This is a genomic window from Nocardioides sp. (genome assembly GCF_031397825.1).
In the GTDB taxonomy this organism is placed as follows: domain Bacteria; phylum Actinomycetota; class Actinomycetes; order Propionibacteriales; family Nocardioidaceae; genus Nocardioides.
On sequence record NZ_JANNML010000181.1, the window covers coordinates 1 to 15,875 of the forward strand.

The following is a 15,875-nucleotide window of genomic DNA, read 5'->3' on the forward strand; positions in this document are numbered from 1 at the left end:
CGACGGCTTCCGTCGCGACCTGCTCTCCCTGGTCACGTTCAACGTCGTCATCGGCAACGGCGACGCACACTCGAAGAACTACTCGCTGATGCTCGGCCGTCGCGGCGAGGTCTCGCTTGCTCCGCTCTACGACGCGGCACCAGTGCGGTATGTGGCCGCCCGGTTCAAGAACACGGGGCACGTCATCCACGGCCGCACCAGCCTCGACTGGGTCGACGCCGACGACCTCGTCTCAGAGGCCGTCACCTGGGGCATGAGCAAGACCCGCGCACAGGGCACCGTCGAGCACGTCCTCGAGGCGACGTGGGAAGCCGCCCACGCGGTCCCGCTCCCAGACGGCACCCAGGACGTTCTCGCCAAGCTGGAGGCCATGTGGGCTCGACGATCGTGGCGACCCGTGTAGCCGCCGGCCGCCTCGTCCAACGAGACTCCGTGCCGGTGGTCGGGTTCAGGCGTCGATGACGATCGGGATGATCAGCGGGCTGCGCCGGAACGTCTTGTGCGCCCAGCGGCCCACGTCGCGCGCCAGCATCTGCTCGAGCTGGCGGGCGTCGCCGATGCCCTCGGACGCGGCCCGCGCCAGGGTGCGCTCGATGACCGCGGTCGCGGGGTCGAAGGCGCCCTTCTCGTGCACGAAGCCACGGACCAGGAAGTCCGGCGGGTCGGCCAGCGCGCCGGTGTCGGCGTCGACGATGGCGAGCACCGTGACGACACCCTCCTCGGCCAGCGTGCGCCGGTCCTTGAGGGTCGCCTCGGTGACTCCACCGACGGTCTGCGCGTCGACGTAGATGTTGCCGGCGGCCACCTTGCCGGTGACCGAGACCTTGCCGTCCACGAGGTCGACGACGACGCCGTCCTCGGCGAGCACGACCGTCTTGGGGTCCATGCCGGTGCTGATGGCGAGGTCGGCGTTGGCGCGCAGGTGGCGGTACTCGCCGTGGATCGGCATCACGTTGCGCGGCTTGACGATGTTGTAGCAGTAGACGAGCTCACCGGCGCTGGCGTGGCCCGAGACGTGCACCTTGGCGTTGCCCTTGTGCACGACGTTGGCGCCCCAGCGGGTCAGGCCGTTGATGACGTTGGAGATGGCGTTCTCGTTGCCGGGGATGACCGAGCTGGCCATCAGGATCGTGTCGCCCTCCCCCACGCGGATCTTGTGGTCGCGGCTGGCCATCCGCGAGAGCGCGGCGAGCGGCTCGCCCTGCGAGCCGGTGCAGATCAGCGTGGCCTTGTTGGGGGGCATCCGCTCGAGCTGGTCGAGCGGCACGATGAGGTTGTCGGGGACCTTGAGGTAGCCCAGGTCCTTGGCCACGCCCATGTTGCGGACCATGGAGCGCCCGACGAAGGAGACCTTGCGGCCGTGGGCGTGCGCGGTGTCGAGCACCTGCTGGATGCGGTGCACGTGGCTGGCGAAGCTGGACACGATGACCCGGCGGGGCGCGGTGCGGAAGACCTGCTCGATGGCCGGCGACAGGTCGCGCTCGGACGTCGTGAAGCCCGGCACCTCGGCGTTGGTGGAGTCGGTCATGAACAGGTCGACCCCCTCCTCACCGAGCCGCGCGAAGCCGCGCAGGTCGGTGATGCGCTTGTCGAGGGGGAACTGGTCCATCTTGAAGTCGCCGGTGGCCAGCACGAGGCCGGCCGCGGTGCGGATCGCGACCGCGAGACCGTCGGGGATGGAGTGGTTGACCGCGAGGAACTCCAGGTCGAACGGCCCGTACGACGAGCGGTCACCCTCGGCGACCTCGTTGCGGACCGGCCGGATCTGGTGCTCCTTCAGCTTCTCGGTGATCAGCGCCAGCGTGAGCTTGGAGCCGATGAGCGGGATGTCCTTGCGCTCGCGCAGGAGGTAGGGGACGCCGCCGATGTGGTCCTCGTGGCCGTGCGTGAGCACGATGCCGACGATGGAGTCGAGGCGGTCCCGGATCCAGCTGAAGTCGGGCAGGATCACGTCGACGCCGGGCTGGTGCTCCTCGGGGAAGAGCACCCCGCAGTCGACGACGAGCAGCTTGCCCTCGTGCTCGAAGACGGTCATGTTGCGACCGATCTCGCCGAGGCCGCCGAGCGCGACGACGCGCAGGCCGCCCTTCGGGAGTGCGGGCGGCTTGTGCAGCTCAGGGTGGGGATGGCTCATGGTGAGCTCCGATCTGGTTCTGACGTGGTGCGGATGTGTCTGGGCCGCGGTCGCGGCAGAGTCTGGGGTGTGCGAGGTCTCAGCCGCCGCTGGCGGGCAGGGCCTCGAGGAAGATGTCGGGATTGTCGCGGGCCGCGGTGTGGGCCCGCCACTTGTCGGGGAAGAGCGCCAGCCACGCGCCGTCCGAGCGGCGCATGACCTCGACGCCGCGCACGCCGTTGAGGACCTGGGAGCCCTCGAGGTCGGTCAGCATGGCGAGCTGGAAGTCGAGCCGGTCGAGCTTGATGGCGGCCTTGAACTCGCTCTCCATGCGCGCCGTCACGACCTCGAACTGCATGGGGCCGACCGCGGCGAGCACCGGCGACTGGTCGCCACGCAGGTCGGAGCGCAGGACCTGGACCACGCCCTCCTGGTCCATCTGCTCGATGCCACGACGGAACTGCTTGTAGCGGCCGGTGTCGGCGGCGCGGGCCGACATGAAGTGCTCGGGGGCGAAGCTGGCGATGGGCGGGTACTGCACCGCCCGGCCCTCGTAGATCGTGTCGCCCACCCGCAGGGCCGAGGCGTTGACCAGCCCCACGATGTCGCCGGGCAACGCGGTCTCGACGACGGTGCGCTCACGACCGAAGACCGCCTGGGCGTACTTGGTCGCGAAGGGCTTGCCGGTCTCGCCGTGCTGGACCACCATGCCGCGCTGGAAGACGCCCGAGCAGACCCGTGCGTAGGCGAGCCGGTCGCGGTGGGCGGCGTCCATGCCCGACTGGACCTTGAAGACGAACGCGCTGAACTCGTCGTCGACCGCGCGCAGCGACCCGTCCACCGCCGGCGTGGCCGACGGGGCCGGCGCCAGCTCCAGGAGGATCTCGAGGAGCTGGGCGACGCCGAAGTTCTGCAGGGCGGAGGCGAAGAGGACCGGGGTGGTGCGACCGGCCAGGAACTGCTCCTGGTCGTGGTCGCCGCCGTCCATCTCGAGGAGCTCGTGGCCCTCGAGGGCAGCGGCCCAGGCGTCGCCGGCGACGGCCTCGGCCTCGTCGGGTGTGACGACCTTCTCCGGCGCCCGCGTCGCGCCGCCGGCCGTGCGGGTGAAGTGGATGAACTGGCCGCTGCGGCGGTCGAGCACGCCGTGGAAGTCGCCGGACTGCCCGACCGGCCAGGTCAGGGGCGTCGGCTTGAGGCCGATCTCCTTCTCGATCTCGTCCATCAGCTCGAGGGCGTCGAGGCCGGGACGGTCCCACTTGTTGATCACGGTGATGACCGGGATCCCGCGGTGGGCGCACACCTGGAAGAGCTTGAGCGTCTGCGGCTCGAGGCCCTTGGCGGCGTCGACCAGCATCACGGCCGAGTCGACGGCGGAGAGCACCCGGTAGGTGTCCTCGGAGAAGTCGGAGTGACCGGGAGTGTCGACCAGGTTGACCACGTGGTCGCGGTAGTCGAACTGCAGCGCGGCCGAGGTGATCGAGATCCCGCGCGCCCGCTCCATCTCCATCCAGTCCGAGACCGTCCCACGACGCCCGGCCTTGCCGTGCACCGCGCCGGCCTCGGAGATGACGTGCGCGTGCAGCGCGAGCGCCTCGGTCAGCGTCGACTTGCCGGCGTCGGGGTGGCTGATGACCGCGAAGGTACGGCGGGGGCGGGGGTCGGAAGCGGTGGTCATCGCCCCCCAACCTATCGAGTCCCGGGTGCGGTCACCGAAACGACGCCTCCGTCAGCGGCGGCCCTTGCCCTTCGACCCGCCCTTCGACGTGCCCTTGGCCTTGGCCCTGCCCTTCCGCTCGGCCTTGTTCGCGCCGTGTCCCTGGGCCCCGTGCTTCGCCTTGGCCGGTCCCTTGGCCACGGGCCTCGAGCCCTGCTGGTCGCCCTGACGCGGACCAGTCCGGGTCGCGGCCGCGGCCACCTCCTGCGTCGGCGCGGCCTGCGCGCCGCCCCCGTTCGTCGTACGACGAAGGGTTGCGGTGGGCGAGGACGCACCGGTCGTCGCCATGGAGGCTGCGGACGAGGGCCGGTCGGCCTCGCTCGGTGCTCCCCCGCCGAGCAGCCCGCTGCCGGCTGCGAGGGCGAGCGCGACGAGCACGGCGGCGGCCGCGAGGCCCGGGCGGGAGGACCAGCGTCGTCCGGCCAGCGCGGCGGACGGCAACGGCAGACCGGCGCCACGCTCCTCGCGCGCGACGTGGGCGAGCTCGTCGGCGACGTGGGCGGCGGTGGGCCGCAGTGCCGGGTCGATGGCGGTCATGGCGTGCACCAGGTCACGCACGCGTGCCGGGAGCTCGACCGGCACGTGGGGAGGTCGCGACAGGCGCGCCAACGCGGCTTCCACCACCGGACCGGAGTAGGCCTTGACGCCGGTCACGGACTCGAGGAGGACCAGGCCCAGCGCGTAGACGTCGACGGCCTGGGTGAGCTCGTCGCCGGTCACCTGCTCCGGGGCGAGGTAGGCGACCGTGCCGATCAACGTGCCGGGCAGCGTGTGCCGCACGTTGTCGCCGACGAGCCGCGCGATGCCGAAGTCGGCCAGCTTGACCCGCCCGTCGTCCCCGAGCAGCACGTTGCCGGGCTTGACGTCGCGGTGGACCACGCCGCGGCCGTGGGCGTAGGCCAGTGCCTCGGCCACCCGGGCCAGGATGCGTGCCGACTCCGCGACGGGGAGCGGCCCGTCGGCCAGCACCCCGGAGAGCGTGCTGCCCTCGACCAGCTCCATCACCAGGAAGGGCCGGCCCTCGGTGTCGCCGACGTCGAGCACCGTCACCAGCCCGGGGTGGGTGAGGGCGGCGAGCGTGCGGGCCTCCGACCGGAAGCGGACCCGGTCGACCTCGGTGGCCGTGCGCTCGCGCAGCACCTTCACCGCGACGGGGCGGTGCAGCAGCGTGTCGGTCGCCCGGTGCACGTCACCGACTCCCCCACGACCGACGACGGCATCGAGCACGTAGCGCTCGCCCAGCCAGCCCTGGTCGGGCGAGGAGTCGGGCATGGCGCCGGTGGTGTCGTCCAGCAGGACGGCCATGTCCGGGACCGCGTGCGTGCGGTCGGGATCGACGTGGAGGTCGTCGTCGCGCGTCGTCATCAGGAGGGCCTCGGTCATCGTCACTGACGGACCCCCAGCGGCCCGTCGACCACCGGTGCCCTCAGGGCGGGCGCGGCAAACCCAGGTCCAGACAGCCGGGCAGGCGGTCGTGCGCGGCGGAGCGTCAGCCCTGAGATCAGCCCTGAGAGATGAGCGGGGTGACCTGCACGTCGGCGTGCACGAAGGCGTGGTCGGTCGCGTAGCGGATCGGGTCGCCGTAGTCGACGACGTGGCCGGAGAAGTCGACCTCACCGCCCGAGCCGAGGATCCAGTCGATCTTGATGGGACCGGCACCGGTGTTGCAGCCGCCGGAGTAGTAGGCGCCGTTGGAGCCGACCATCCCGGTCGAGGCAGCGACTCGGCAGAAGAACTCGGTGTGCTCGTTCATGTCGCCCACGATGAAGACGGGCTTGCCGGTGCTGCGCAGCTCGTTGATGAGCGCGATCTCCTCGCCGGTGGCGGAGTCACGGTCCCCCTCCTGGTCGCGCGGGGAGTTGTGCACGTCGATGACGTAGAACTGCCCCTGCGTCGCACGATCCTCCAGCAGGACCCACGGGATCGGGCGCTGCTGGTGGTCGAAGGTCGTGGTGATCGAGCCGGTGTCGACGAGCGAGAACAGCGAGTCGCGCCAGGCGATCTGGAGCCGGACACCCTGGTTGCCGAGGGACTGCCCGGGCCAGACGGTGTAGCCGGAGAGCTGGTTCTGCAGGACCGCGAGCTGGTCGTCCTGGACCTCCTGCAGGCCGACGATGTCCACGCCGCGGCCCTGGATGGCGCCCGCCAGCGCGGACGCGCGGCTGGTGCCGCCGCTCTTGTGCTGGCTGCCGAGGATGTTGAGGGTGCCGATCCGGAAGGAGAACGGGTCTCCGGGCACGGGGCCGGGCGGGAGCTTCTCGATCGGCTCGGTCGTCCGGGCCACCTTGAAGCGCGGGATCCGCACGAGCGAGCCGGCGTCCGGGCGGTCCCGGCGGGCCTTGTCGGAGGTGCGCTCCGAGGTCTGGGCGGCCGGCGCGAGGTCGCCCGCGCGCTCACCACCACGGGACACGGTGGCCGGGCGGGCGTTGACGTCGGCGCCGCTCACGACCGACCGCGACGCGGCCTCCACGACCATCACGTCGACCGGGCCGGGGGCCCTGAGGACGCCTGCACCGACCGCTGCGCCGGTGATGAGGGTCGCCGCGAGCAGACAGGCTCGGGTGGCGGCAGGTCGGCGAGGCATCACGGAAGGATAACGGTGACCAGCGCCACGTGTCTCATCGAGGGCCCATTCCGTGGAGGGCCATCAGCGGCGTGGCTTGTGGCGCAGCGTCACGGTCGCGTGGATCATCCGGTGGTCGCTGACCTTGCGCACCAGTCGGCCGTCGTCGGCGACGTAGTCGGAGAACTCCAGCAGTCCCCTGCCGAAGATCCAGTCGACCCGCAGCCCGCGCTCCGGCGGCCGGCAGCGGCTCCGGGAGACCCAGCCACCGTTGGCGGCGACGAGGTCGGTGCGCCCGACGACCTTGCAGAACGCCTCCTCGCGCTCATTGAGGTCCCCGAGGACGAGGACCGTGCGACCGGTGGCACGAAAGCGCTGGACGAGCTTGATCTGCCGTCCGAGCGCCCGGTCGCGCTCGAGCTCGCGGCCTCGTGGTGAGTTGTGGACGTCCACGACGTAGATCGGTCGGCCCGAGGCACGGTGGCGCAGCAGCACCCAGGGCACCGGACGGTTCTGCCCGACGAACTTGGTCACGAGGGTGCCGCGGTCGACCAGGTCGAAGGCCCGCTCGCGCCAGGCGATCTGGAGCCGGAGAGTGCCTCGGCCGAGCTGGTAGGCCGGCCAGATGCGGTGGTCCGCCAGCCGGCGCTTCAGCACCAGCAGCTGGTCGGCCTGCACCTCCTGGAACGCCACCAGGTCGAGCCGCTTGGCGATGACGAGGTCGCTGGTGATCCTGGCCCGCGCCTTCCCCGGGCCGCGGCCACCCGGGCCGCGGGTGTGCTGGCTGCCGAGCACGTTGAACGTCGCGACCTTGATCGAGGCGTAGCGAGCGGCAGCCGCCGGAGCAGCCGCCTGCCCCGCACTCGGGCCCGCGGAGGTCAGCGAGCCGAGCACCAGCGCGAGCAGGCCCGCGACCGCACCGCACGCCGTACGGCGGGGGGCTCGGGTCGTCGGGAGGCGCACCCGTCGACGGTAGGCGATCAGGTGGAGGTGGGCTCGGACTTCTCCGGCGTGGTGCCGAAGAGACCTTCCTGCTCGTTGCTCGCAGCCTTCTTCAGGTGCTTGGTGAGGCTGAAGCCGAGGATGACCACGGCGAGGATGAGCAGGCCGAAGAGTCCGAAGGCGGTCCAGCCGGCGACCACGTCCTCGGGCTCGGGGCCCTGCTCCACGAGGGGGAAGATCAGCGGCATCACGGCGTCCATGGCTCCAGTGTCTCAGGCGGGGTCGAGGATGCCCGCGAACAGGTCGTCCTCGGGCACCTGGGAGGGGACGTGGCTCGTCACGAGCTCGAAGTCCTCGGTCGGCCACACCTTCTCCTGGATCTCGCGCGGCAGCGCGAACCAGAAGCCGTCGGGGTCGATCTGGGTGGCGTGGGCCAGCAGCGCCTGGTCGCGCACGCCGAAGTAGTCCCCGCACGGGACCTTCGTGGTGACGCGGGCGTCCCACTCGGGCTCGGGCTTCCACTCCTGGAGCCGCTCCCCCCACGGGGACTCCAGGCCATGGGCGATCATCGCGTCGTGCAGCCTCTGCATGCGCTCGCGGTTGAACGAGTGGTGGTAGTAGAGCTTGAGGGGCTGCCAGGGCTCGCCTGCGTCGGGGAAGCGGTCCGGGTCGCCCGCGGCCTCGAACGCCGCGACGGAGACCTCGTGGCACTTGATGTGGTCGGGGTGGGGGTAGCCCCCGCGCTCGTCGTACGTCGTGACCACGTGGGGCTTGAAGGAGCGGATCAACCGGACCAGGGGCTCGGTGGCCTCCTCGAGCGGGACCAGCCCGAAGCAGCCCTCGGGCAGCGGGGGCTTGGGGTCGCCCTCGGGCCAGCCGGAGTCGACGAAGCCGAGCCAGTCCTGGCGCACGCCGAGGATGTCGCGGGCGCGCTCCATCTCCTGGCGGCGCACCTCGGTGATGTTCGCGAGGATGTCGGGGCGGTCCATCTTGGGGTTGAGGATCGACCCACGCTCGCCACCGGTGCAGGTGACGACGTGGACGTCCACGCCCTCGGCGACGTACTTGGCGGTGGAGGCGGCGCCCTTGCTCGACTCGTCGTCGGGGTGGGCGTGCACGTGCATCAGCCGGAGGCCCGATCGGGCGCCGGCAGGAGGGTGCTGCGGCATGGTTACATCGTAGGTGTCACGCTGGTGGGGTGAGCCCGCAGACTCCCCCCTCCGCCGATCCGGGTGCCTCCGCGACCGTGCTGACCGACCGCTACGGCGCCCCCTCGCCGTGGCGCCGCCGGGGCGTGCTGATCGCGTCGGTCGCCGTCTCCGTCCTCTTCCTGTCCTGGCTGGCCTGGACCTCCTGGCTGCACGCCACCCCGGCGGTGGACTCGGAGCTGATCTCCTTCGACGTGGTCGACGACCACACCGCGACGGCAGTCCTGCAGATCGAGCTCGCCGACGACTCGGTCGAGGCCACCTGCCTGCTGCGCGCCTTCGCCGAGGACCACACCGTGGTCGGAGAGCTCTCCTTCGTCCCCGACCCGGCGGCCGGCAACCGGATCGAGCAGACGGTGCGCACGGAGCGCCTGGCCACCTCTGTCGAGTCCATCGGCTGCACCGCCGAGGGCCAGACCCGACCCCGCTGATCGCGCTCGAACCTGCGATCTGGGCGCCCGTTGCTAGACTCATCGTTCTGACCGTCCCACCGGGCCGTCCAGGAGAGGGCCCGAGATCGTCCGCGCAGCGCCACGTCGTGGCCGCCGGACCGGGCATCGCTTCCTGAAACACCCGGCGGGTCCGACCGTCGTACATCAAGCAGCACAGGAGTACCCCCATGACGCAGCAGTCCGTTCCCGGCACCGTGTGGCTCACCCAGGACGCCTTCGACAAGCTCACCGCCGAGCTCGCCAACCTCAAGGGGCCCGTGCGCGAAGAGGTCATCGCCCGCATCAGCGCGGCGCGCGACGAGGGAGACCTCAAGGAGAACGGCGGTTACCACGCCGCCCGCGAGGAGCAGGGCAAGCTCGAGGGCCGGATCCTCCAGCTCGAGGACATGCTCCGTCGCGCCGAGGTCGGCGAGACGCCCTCCGACGACGGGATCGTCCAGCCCGGCATGGTCGTGACCTACCGCTTCGTCGGCGACGCCGACGACGAGACCGAGACGTTCCTCCTCGGCGCCCGCGAGATCGAGCCCGAGGGCCTGACCGCCTACTCGCCCCAGTCGCCGCTCGGCTCGGCCATCAACGGACACAAGACGGGCGAGACCGTCTCCTACGAGGCGCCCAACGGCAAGATGCTCGAGGTCGTCATCGTCGAGGCGACGCCCTACACCGGGTCCTGAGTCACTCGAAGACGCGGTAGCCGCACGCCCGCAGCCGGGTCAGCACCCGCTCGGCGTGCGGCTCGCCGCGCGTCTCGAGCTGGAGGTGGACCTCGACCTCGTCGAGGTGCAGCGCCGGCGAGATCCGCTCGTGCATCACCTCGAGCACGTTGGCACCGGCGTCGCCGACCTCGCCCAGCAGTCGGGCGAGCCCGCCCGGGGTGTCGGGGATGTTGACCCGCAGGTTGAGGTAGCGTCCGGCGGCCGCCATCCCGTGCCGGATGACCTTGCCGAGCAGCAGCGGGTCGATGTTGCCGCCCGAGAGCACCGCGACGGCCGGGGTCTCGAAGGCGGTCGGATGGTCGAGCATCGCCGCGACGGCCGCACCGCCGGCCGGCTCGACGATCATCTTGGCCCGCTCGACGAGCGCGAGCAGCGCCCGTGACATCGACTCCTCCGAGACCGTGATGATGTCGTCGACGTAGTCACGCACGGCGGCGAACGTGACCTCACCGGGCAGGCCCACTGCGATGCCGTCGGCCATGGTCTTCATCGTGGTCAGCGCCACCGGGTGTCCCTGGGCGAGCGACGCGGGGTAGGCAGCGGCGCCCGCCGCCTGCACGCCGACGACGCGGACGTCGGGGCGCAGCGACTTGATCGCGATCGCCATGCCGGCGAGCAGCCCTCCCCCGCCGGTCGGCACGAGCACCGTCCTCAGGTCGGGGACCTGCTCGACGACCTCGATCCCGCAGGTGCCTTGGCCCGCGACGATGTCGACGTGGTCGAAGGGGTGGATCAGCACCGCGCCGGTCTCGGCCTCGAACGCGCGGGCAGCCCTGAGGGAGTCCTCGAGGAAACGGCCCTCGAAGACCACGTCGGCGCCGTAGGCCCGCGTCGCCTTCTCCTTGGGGATCGGCGCACCCTCGGGCATGAAGACGGTCGACCTGATCCCGAGCAGGCTCGCGGCCAGGGCGACGCCCTGGGCGTGGTTGCCGGCGGAGGCGGCGACGACCCCGCGGGAGCGTTCCTCGGGGGTCAGACGCGAGATGCGGAGGTAGGCGCCGCGGGCCTTGAACGACCCGGTGCGCTGGAGGTTCTCGCACTTGAGCAGCACCGGGCCGCCGGCCAGCGCGGAGAGCCAGCGCGACTCCTCGATCGGGGTCTGGATGGTCACGCCCTGGAGCACCGAGCGGGCGGCCTCGATGTCGGCGAGCGTGACGCCGGCGGTGACGTCAGTCATCGGAGCCCTCCGGCTCGACCGAGGCTCTCGCCCCGGTCTCCTCGTAGTCCTCCTGGAGCTCCTCGACCGGGTCGTCCCCCGGCGAGGTGTTGGCAGCGAGGTGCTGGACGACGGCGTTGGCCGCGGCTGCGAGAGGTACGGCGACGAGCGCGCCGGCGATGCCGGCCACGAGGACGCCGGCGCCGATCGCGAAGATGACGCCGAGGGGGTGGACCGAGACCCAGCGGCCCATGAGGAACGGCTGGAGCACGTGACCCTCGACCTGCTGGACGAGGACCACGACGCCGAGCATCAGCAGGGCCGTGATCGGGCCCTGGTCGACCAGGGCGACCAGGACGGCCACGACCCCGGCGACGGTCGCGCCGACCATCGGGATGAAGGCGCCGAGGAAGACCAGCACGCCGATGGCGAGCACGAAGGGCACCTGGAGGATCGCGGCGCCGATGATGATCCCGACCGCGTCGACCAGCGCGACCAGCACCGTGGCCCGGACGAACTGGGTGAGCGAGATCCACGCGACCCGTCCCGAGCTGTCGACGTGCTGGCGGGCCGCCCGCGGCGAGAGGCGGACGAACCAGGCCCAGATGCGGTCGCCGTCGGCGAGGAAGAAGTAGCTGGAGAACAGCACGATGAAGAACCCGGCGACCACGTGGCCGATCGTCGTGCCGACCTCGGTGACCTGGCTGAGGAACTCGCCGTTCTCGGTGCGGCTGGTGATCGCGTCCTGCGCCTGGTTGATCCAGTCGTTGATCTGGGAGTCGCTGGCGTTGAGGGGGCCGTCCTTGAGCCAGGTCTTGATCTGCCCCAGGCCCTCGACCGTGGAGTCGGCGAGGTCGTTGGCGCCGTTGGCGACCTGCTGGCCGGCGAAGGTGAGCAGCGCCCCGACGAAACCTATGCCGCCGAGGACCACGACGATCGCGGCCAGGCCACGCGGCACGTGGTGCCTGCTCATCCAGCCGACGACGGGGCTCACCAGCGCGGCGATCAGCAGCGCGATGGCGGCTGGCAGCACGATGACCGAGAAGAACGCGACCGCCTTCACCAGCACGAAGCCGGCCGCGATGATCACCAGGAAGCGCCAGCCCCAGGCCGCGGCGAGGTCGAGACCCCACGGGACCTGGGCCCGACTGAAGTTGGACCGGCCGGCGGCGATCGGGGCGGGCTCAGGCCGCCGCTCCTCGCGCATCGCCGCCCACTGCTGGGCCAGGCGCTGGGTGATGCGCTCCTCGCTGGACTGGGCGTCGACGAGCGCGTCCGCGCCACGCGGTCGACGCGGCAGCAGCCGGCGTCGTGAGTCGTCGGACTCCTCAGGCACTGCGGGCGTGGGGTCGTCGTTGCTCACGGCGTCAGACTAGATCAGCGACGGGGTCGATCAGGCGTCGGGCGAGGCGGTAGGCCGCCTCCGGGTGGGCGTCCGCGAGCAGCCCCACGGCCGCCAGGACGTACGCCGTGTCGACGACCACGCGGGCTCGTTCCGGCAGCTGCCACCCGCCCTCCAGGTCGGCACCGACGCTGCCGGCGAGGACCCGCTCGGAGACGCCCTCACGTCCGTGGCGCAGCACGCCTCCCGACCCGACGAGCAGGTCGACCTCGCGCAGGTCCTTGCCGGAGCGCTCGACGACCCGGCCGCTGGGTCCGACGACGACCTTGGAGCGCCCGGCGTGGCGACGCAGTGCCAGGCCGACAGCGGCCCGCGCGATCGCCTCGTCCGCGTCGAGCTCGGCGTCCGTGGCGGGCACGAAGGCCGGGTCCTCGGTGCGACGACGGGCCGCGGCGAGGAGCTCCTCGTGGGGGGTGGCGCCGGGGCCGGCCCCTTGGCTGGCGTCGGCCTCGACGGTGCTCAGCGCCGACCAGCGCATGCCCAGGTCGCCCTCGACGGTCCGCGTGACGGGGGTGGTGGCGACCACCTCGCGGGAGAGCCCGGCGTCCTCCGGGTCGACCTCGACGACGGAGTGCACGTCGGTCGTGGCTCCTCCGACGTCGACGACCACCACGTCACCGGCCCCGGGGCGCTCGCTGTCGAGGCCGTTGGCCAGGAGCTCGACCCCGGTGAGCACCACGTCGGGGGTCGCCCCGCGGACCATCGCGACGAAGGTGTCACCCCTGGCGGTCGTGCGGCTGCTCAGGTGCTTGCCGCCGATGACGTGGGAGAGGAACACCTCGCGGATCGCGGCACGGGCACCGGCGGGCTCGAGGACACCGATGCGGGGCACGACGTTGTCGGTGATCACGTGCGGCACGTCGGCCAGGACCGCGGCCACCTCGGCCGCTGCCTCGGCGTTGCCTGCGACCACGACGGGGCCGCTCCAGCCGCTGTCGACCAGGTCGGCTGCGGCCCGCAGCAGCACCTCGCTGTTGCCGCCGTCGGTGCCGCCGGTGAGGAGGACGACGTCGGGTCGGGTCGTGTGCCTGAGGTCGCGGTAGACCGCAGGCTGCGGCACACGACTCGCACCGGCAGCCACGACCCCCACGACCTTTCCGCCGCTGGACAGCGCCACGCGTCGACCAGCCTCGGCCGTGACGAGCTCCTCGTTGCCGACCACGGCGATCCGCAGGCCGCCGCCGGCGCTGGAGCAGGCGAGCACCGGTGCGTCGGCCGCCCGCGGGTCGGTCGCGACGAGCGCGGCCAGGCAGGCGTCGTAGGCGTCGAGGACGTCGCCCTCACCGCTGGCCGAGGGCAGCGTGGTGGGGTGCTCGGCCGCGGCGACGATGCGCCCCTCAGCCAGGTCGACCAGCGAGGCCTTGGTGAAGGTCGAGCCGAAGTCGACGCAGATCGTCAGGTCAGCCGAGTGCACGGTCGAGGTCCGCCAGCAGGTCCTCGACGGTCTCGATGCCGACGCTGAGGCGCACCAGGTCGGCGGGCACCTCGAGGTCGGTGCCGGCGACGCTGGCGTGGGTCATGCGACCCGGGTGCTCGATGAGCGACTCGACGCCGCCGAGCGACTCGCCCAGCGTGAAGACCTCGGTGCGCTCGCAGACGGCCAGCGCCTGCGCCTCGCCACCGGTGACGCGGAAGGAGATCATCCCGCCGTAGCGCTTCATCTGCCGGCTCGCCACCGCGTGGCCGGGGTGCTCCGCGAGACCGGGGTAGATCACCTGCGCGATCGACCGGTGCCCGGAGAGGAAGTCGACGATCTTCTCGGCGTTGTCGCAGTGGCGGTCCATGCGTACGCCGAGCGTCTTGACGCCGCGGTGGGTGAGGAACGCGTCGAAGGGGCCGGGCACGGCACCGATGGCGTTCTGGTGGAAGGTCACCTGCTCGGCGAGGTCGAGGTCGCGCACGACCAGGGCGCCGCCGACCACGTCGGAGTGTCCGCCGACGTACTTGGTCGTCGAGTGCACCACCACGTCGGCGCCGAGGGTGAGCGGCTGCTGGAGGTAGGGCGAGGCGAAGGTGTTGTCGACGACGAGCAGGGCGCCGGCGTCGTGGGCGACCGCGGCCAGCGCCTCGATGTCCCCGATGTTGAGCAGCGGGTTGGTCGGCGTCTCGACCCACACCAGCTTGGTGCGGCCGGGCTGGATCGCCGCACGCACGGCGTCGATGTCGGAGACGGCCGCGGGGCTGTGCTCGACGCCCCAGGCCTGCTCGACCTTGTCGAAGAGCCGGAAGGTGCCGCCGTAGGCGTCGTCGGGGATGACCACGTGGTCGCCGGGGCGGCAGGTGGTGCGGACCAGGGTGTCCTCGGCGGCGAGGCCGGAGGCGAAGGCGAAGCCCTTCTCGCCCTCCTCGAGCGCCGCCAGGACGCCCTCGAGGGCGGTGCGGGTCGGGTTGGCGGAGCGGCTGTACTCGTAGCCGCCGCGCAGGCCGCCGACGCCGTCCTGCTTGTAGGTCGACGTCGCGTAGATCGGCGGGATGACCGCCCCGGTCGTCGGGTCGGGCTCGTAGCCGGCGTGGATCGCACGCGTCTCGAAGCCGGACTTGGTGATGTGCTGCTGCTCGCTCATCCTCCGAGGCTAGCGGTGCCCGGACGGGGAAGGATCGGGCCCTTGGCGGTGTTGCACACTGGACAGACCGACCGAAGGAGTCACCGTGTTCTTCTCGCGCACCAAGACCGAGCTCGTCGCCCCCGACCAGGCCCTGCCCGGTCGCAGCGAGCGCAACTTCCACCTCACCGACAAGCACGTCGTGCTCGGCACGCCGGTCGTCACCGACGAGGCTCCCGCGGGCTACGAGGTCGCGCTCTTCGGGCTCGGCTGCTTCTGGGGCGCCGAGGAGATCTACTGGCAGCTGCCGGGTGTCTGGTCGACGTCGGTGGGCTACGCCGGAGGGCACACCCCGCACCCGTCGTACGACGAGGTCTGCTCGGGCCGCACCGCGCACACCGAGGCCGTGCGCGTCGTCTTCGACCCCGCGCAGGTCTCCTTCGCCGACCTGGTGAAGCGCTTCTTCGAGGTCCACGACCCCACGCAGGGGATGCGCCAGGGCAACGACGTCGGCACGCAGTACCGCTCCGCGATCTACTTCACCTCCCCCGAGCAGGAGAAGGTGGCCCGTGAGCTGACCGACGTCTACGGCGCCGAGCTGGCCCGTCGCGGTCTGGGCGAGATCACCACCGAGGTGCGCGAGGTGCCGACGTACTACTACGCCGAGGACCACCACCAGCAGTACCTCGCAAAGCACGTAAATGGCTACCGATGCCACGCGAACACCGGGGTCAAGTTCCCGAGCGAGGCCTAGGGGCAGGTCACGGCCGATGGAAAGTTCCTCCGACAGCAAGAACAACCTGCCTCAGCGAGCGGTTGCCGCGGGACTGGGCGGGCTCGCGGGCGCTGCCGTGGGCGGCCCCGTCGGTGCAGTCGTCGGGGCGGCCGGGGGCGTGGCCCTCGAGCCGCTGATTGACCGAGTGTGGGCCGAGGTCTCGAACGACGGTCGTCGCCGCGGCGTCTACGTGGTTGAGACGGCTGCGCAGATCGCCGGTAACGAGCCCGAGAGGTTCGCGGTGAGGATGGGTGCCACTGAGGAGAGCCGCCTCCTGGCAGGCTCGGCGAT

General features: G+C 71.6%; 16 protein-coding genes. 5 read left to right on the forward strand and 11 right to left on the reverse strand.

All coding sequences use genetic code 11. The features are described 5' to 3' along the window. Nucleotides 1–403, forward strand: a 403-nt coding sequence (locus RMN98_RS15460; RefSeq protein ID WP_309649712.1) for a HipA domain-containing protein, incomplete at its 5' end; no start/stop codon positions are given. A gap of 45 nt (nucleotides 404–448) precedes the next feature. Here RMN98_RS15460 and RMN98_RS15465 read toward each other — a convergent pair. From RMN98_RS15465 to mca, 7 genes are all read right to left on the reverse strand, one after another. Further along, the gene (locus tag RMN98_RS15465; RefSeq protein ID WP_309649713.1) at nucleotides 449–2,134 is read right to left on the reverse strand and encodes a ribonuclease J; all 1,686 of its coding nucleotides are present in this window, start codon (nucleotides 2,132–2,134) and stop codon (nucleotides 449–451) included. 79 nt (nucleotides 2,135–2,213) lie between these two features. After that, nucleotides 2,214–3,788 (reverse strand): peptide chain release factor 3, encoded by a 1,575-nt coding sequence (locus RMN98_RS15470; RefSeq protein WP_309649714.1) that lies wholly within the window; start codon nucleotides 3,786–3,788, stop codon nucleotides 2,214–2,216. A gap of 51 nt (nucleotides 3,789–3,839) precedes the next feature. Then, complete coding sequence (locus RMN98_RS15475) at nucleotides 3,840–5,210, reverse strand: protein kinase domain-containing protein (RefSeq protein ID WP_309649715.1); 1,371 nt, start codon at nucleotides 5,208–5,210, stop codon at nucleotides 3,840–3,842. Nucleotides 5,211–5,328: 118 nt separating this feature from the next. Further along, nucleotides 5,329–6,411 (reverse strand): endonuclease/exonuclease/phosphatase family protein, encoded by a 1,083-nt coding sequence (locus tag RMN98_RS15480; RefSeq protein WP_309649716.1) that lies wholly within the window; start codon nucleotides 6,409–6,411, stop codon nucleotides 5,329–5,331. 63 nt (nucleotides 6,412–6,474) lie between these two features. After that, nucleotides 6,475–7,353, reverse strand: coding sequence for an endonuclease/exonuclease/phosphatase family protein (locus RMN98_RS15485; RefSeq protein ID WP_309649717.1), 879 nt, complete (start codon nucleotides 7,351–7,353; stop codon nucleotides 6,475–6,477). Between the two features lie 17 nt (nucleotides 7,354–7,370). Further along, nucleotides 7,371–7,592, reverse strand: coding sequence for a hypothetical protein (locus RMN98_RS15490; protein WP_309649718.1), 222 nt, complete (start codon nucleotides 7,590–7,592; stop codon nucleotides 7,371–7,373). Between the two features lie 12 nt (nucleotides 7,593–7,604). Beyond that, the gene (gene mca / locus RMN98_RS15495; protein WP_309649719.1) at nucleotides 7,605–8,501 is read right to left on the reverse strand and encodes a mycothiol conjugate amidase Mca; all 897 of its coding nucleotides are present in this window, start codon (nucleotides 8,499–8,501) and stop codon (nucleotides 7,605–7,607) included. A 29-nt stretch (nucleotides 8,502–8,530) separates the two neighbouring features. Here mca and RMN98_RS15500 point away from each other — a divergent pair, with 29 nt between their 5' ends. Further along, nucleotides 8,531–8,971, forward strand: a complete 441-nt coding sequence (locus RMN98_RS15500; protein WP_309649720.1) for a DUF4307 domain-containing protein — start codon at nucleotides 8,531–8,533, stop codon at nucleotides 8,969–8,971. A 188-nt stretch (nucleotides 8,972–9,159) separates the two neighbouring features. Further along, entirely contained in the window at nucleotides 9,160–9,666 is a 507-nt protein-coding gene (gene greA, locus RMN98_RS15505) for a transcription elongation factor GreA (RefSeq protein WP_309649721.1), read from the forward strand. Between the two features lies 1 nt (nucleotide 9,667). On the opposite strand, the gene ilvA is transcribed toward greA, so the two are convergent. The 4 genes from ilvA to RMN98_RS15525 are packed head-to-tail and all read right to left on the reverse strand — an operon-like array spanning nucleotide 9,668 to nucleotide 14,830. Beyond that, entirely contained in the window at nucleotides 9,668–10,885 is a 1,218-nt protein-coding gene (gene ilvA, locus RMN98_RS15510; RefSeq protein ID WP_309649722.1) for a threonine ammonia-lyase, read from the reverse strand. Then, nucleotides 10,878–12,227 carry an AI-2E family transporter gene (locus RMN98_RS15515; protein ID WP_309649723.1) on the reverse strand — a complete coding sequence of 450 codons (1,350 nt, stop codon included), beginning with the start codon at nucleotides 12,225–12,227 and terminating at the stop codon, nucleotides 10,878–10,880. Before RMN98_RS15515 ends, ilvA begins: the two co-directional genes overlap by 8 nt. A 4-nt stretch (nucleotides 12,228–12,231) precedes the next feature. Beyond that, complete coding sequence (locus tag RMN98_RS15520) at nucleotides 12,232–13,680, reverse strand: glutamate mutase L (protein ID WP_309649724.1); 1,449 nt, start codon at nucleotides 13,678–13,680, stop codon at nucleotides 12,232–12,234. Further along, nucleotides 13,667–14,830: a cystathionine gamma-synthase gene (locus RMN98_RS15525; RefSeq protein ID WP_309649725.1), complete on the reverse strand. Its 1,164-nt coding sequence runs from the start codon at nucleotides 14,828–14,830 to the stop codon at nucleotides 13,667–13,669. Before RMN98_RS15525 ends, RMN98_RS15520 begins: the two co-directional genes overlap by 14 nt. Nucleotides 14,831–14,915: 85 nt before the next feature. Here RMN98_RS15525 and msrA point away from each other — a divergent pair, with 85 nt between their 5' ends. After that, nucleotides 14,916–15,563 (forward strand): peptide-methionine (S)-S-oxide reductase MsrA, encoded by a 648-nt coding sequence (gene msrA / locus RMN98_RS15530; protein ID WP_309649726.1) that lies wholly within the window; start codon nucleotides 14,916–14,918, stop codon nucleotides 15,561–15,563. A gap of 16 nt (nucleotides 15,564–15,579) precedes the next feature. Continuing rightward, on the forward strand, nucleotides 15,580–15,875 hold a 296-nt coding region (locus tag RMN98_RS15535; RefSeq protein ID WP_309649727.1), incomplete at its 3' end, for a hypothetical protein.

Coding starts and splice junctions, on each gene's coding strand:
- RMN98_RS15465 (WP_309649713.1), bottom strand. CDS start 2,134: ATGAGCCATCCCCACCCTGAGCTGCACAAGCCGCCCGCACTCCCGAAG.
- RMN98_RS15470 (WP_309649714.1), bottom strand. CDS start 3,788: ATGACCACCGCTTCCGACCCCCGCCCCCGCCGTACCTTCGCGGTCATC.
- RMN98_RS15475 (WP_309649715.1), bottom strand. CDS start 5,210: ATGACCGAGGCCCTCCTGATGACGACGCGCGACGACGACCTCCACGTC.
- RMN98_RS15480 (WP_309649716.1), bottom strand. CDS start 6,411: ATGCCTCGCCGACCTGCCGCCACCCGAGCCTGTCTGCTCGCGGCGACC.
- RMN98_RS15490 (WP_309649718.1), bottom strand. CDS start 7,592: ATGGACGCCGTGATGCCGCTGATCTTCCCCCTCGTGGAGCAGGGCCCC.
- mca (WP_309649719.1), bottom strand. CDS start 8,501: ATGCCGCAGCACCCTCCTGCCGGCGCCCGATCGGGCCTCCGGCTGATG.
- greA (WP_309649721.1), top strand. CDS start 9,160: ATGACGCAGCAGTCCGTTCCCGGCACCGTGTGGCTCACCCAGGACGCC.
- ilvA (WP_309649722.1), bottom strand. CDS start 10,885: ATGACTGACGTCACCGCCGGCGTCACGCTCGCCGACATCGAGGCCGCC.
- RMN98_RS15525 (WP_309649725.1), bottom strand. CDS start 14,830: ATGAGCGAGCAGCAGCACATCACCAAGTCCGGCTTCGAGACGCGTGCG.